The organism is Candidatus Paracaedibacter symbiosus (assembly GCF_000757605.1).
Taxonomy (GTDB): Bacteria; Pseudomonadota; Alphaproteobacteria; order Paracaedibacterales; family Paracaedibacteraceae; genus Paracaedibacter_A; species Paracaedibacter_A symbiosus.
Genome location: NZ_JQAK01000025.1, coordinates 1 through 1,822 on the forward strand (window position 1 = coordinate 1; position 1,822 = coordinate 1,822).

Here is a 1,822-nt window from a genome sequence, read left to right on the forward strand (position 1 = left end):
GCCGCTTCCCATTCCTGACTTCCGCACGATCGGGGACCGCGCTATCGCGCGCCCAAGCGCCGATCTATTGGACACCATTTATGTCTGCCAGACCCGGCAAGCGTGGTACAGGGACGAAGCTGTGGTCACGGGGAATCAACCTCGGCCATTCGTCGGCAGCCTGAACCTGCGGACGCCTGTCGTAGACGCTGCCGCGCGCCTACGTGAGGTCTTAGGCTTCAGCGTCCAACAGCGCCGCGATTGCGGCACATGGACGGACGCCGTGCGCCTCTTCATTGCCCAAGCCGAAGAGATCGGCGTGCTGGTTATGGTCAGCGGTGTGGTGATGAATAACAACACTAGGATTCTGGAGGCCGAAGAATTCCGTGGCTTTGCGCTGGTGGATGCGCTTGCGCCGTTGGTATTCGTCAATGGTGCGGACAGCAAATCGGCCCAGATGTTCACCCTTGCACACGAGCTTGCCCATCTGTGGCTGGGTGAGTCGGCTCTATCCAATTCCACTACCGATGGTATTGCTAGCAACGCCGTGGAGACCTGGTGCAATCAGGTGGCCGCAGAGTTGTTGGTCCCGATGGACAGTTTCCGGTTGGCTCTGCGCGACAATGAAGTGCTGGATGTCGCAAAGCAGCGACTGTCCAGGGAGTTCAAGGTCAGCACGCTGGTCGTGTTACGTCGCCTGCACGATGCCGGTCGACTGAGTCGTGGCGCGTTTTGGCAGGCTTTTCGAGAAGAGCAGGAGCGGCTTGCCGGCATAGAGGCCCGCAATGCCGGGGGGGGACTTTTATCGAACGACCACGGCGCGTGTTGGCAAGCGTTTTGCACGTGCCTTGGTGGCAAGCACGCTGGAAGGACGCACTCTTTACCGTGAGGCGTTTCAGATGCTGGGGATCTCCAAGACGACTACCTTCAATGAACTTGGACGCACGTTGGGGTTGCCGACCTGATGGCCTACCTGATCGATTCCAGCGTCTTCATCCAAGCCAAGAATTTGCATTACGGCTTTGATTTTTGTCGGGCCTTCTGGGACTGGATCGTTCGTGAGCATGCCGCCGCGAAGGTCCTGAGCATCGAGCATGTCAGCGACGAGCTCCAGGCTGGGCAAGACGAGCTTTCGACGTGGGCTTCGCAATTGAACGCGGGGTTCTTCGTGGTGCCGGACGCGACCACCCTGACCGCGGCTGCACGGGTAAGCGCGTGGGTAACGCAACAAAGCTATGAGCCGGCAGCGATCAGTACCTTTTTGCAGGTCGCCGATTACTGGCTGGTCGCCACGGCGCTTGCCGGTGGTCATACCGTCGTCACGCACGAAGTTCCGGCGGCATCGGTAAAGAAGATCAAGATTCCGAATGTTTGCGTGGGCGTGGGAGTTGCGTTCATGACTCCCTACCAGATGTTGCGTCGGGAGCAGGCTAGATTCGTATTGGGGCCGGCTCCGTAGTAAGGGAACGAACGCAGGGGTAGCGTGGGTATGGGGATTCGTCGAAGAATTTAACTTCGGGTCTAATGAGGTCGGGTTCATTTCTTGCATCGAAGTTCGCGACCTGGAACTTCTCCTTTCGCAGGCAAGGTGCAGCCAGGCAAGGTGCAGTCGAACCGGTGCTTCGCCAGATCGTCGTTAGACGCTCACCCACTTGTCCGGCACAGGGAGAGAGGGGGATGCACTGCGGCGCTTCGCGCCTTGCCCTTCGGGCGACGGCTTCGCCGTCGTGTCCACCCGCTGCGCGGGCGGTCGAACCCGTTGGGAATCGAATCCAGCTCACCTCTCTCCGCCAGATACGCAAAAGGCCCCCTTTCGGGAGCCCTTTGCGTATCTGGCGGAGAG

General features: G+C 59.6%; 2 protein-coding genes. Both read left to right on the forward strand.

The window, feature by feature from the left end:
- On the forward strand, positions 1-868 hold an 868-nt coding region (locus tag IG80_RS12920), incomplete at its 5' end, for an ImmA/IrrE family metallo-endopeptidase (RefSeq protein ID WP_052046425.1).
- A gap of 75 nt (positions 869-943) precedes the next feature.
- Positions 944-1,438, forward strand: coding sequence for a DUF4411 family protein (locus tag IG80_RS0111830; RefSeq protein ID WP_032114232.1), 495 nt, complete (start codon positions 944-946; stop codon positions 1,436-1,438).
- Positions 1,439-1,822 lie beyond the last annotated feature (384 nt).

Bases quoted from the DNA above. Each gene is read 5' to 3' on its own strand.
- IG80_RS0111830 (WP_032114232.1), top strand. From the start codon at position 944: ATGGCCTACCTGATCGATTCCAGCGTCTTCATCCAAGCCAAGAATTTG.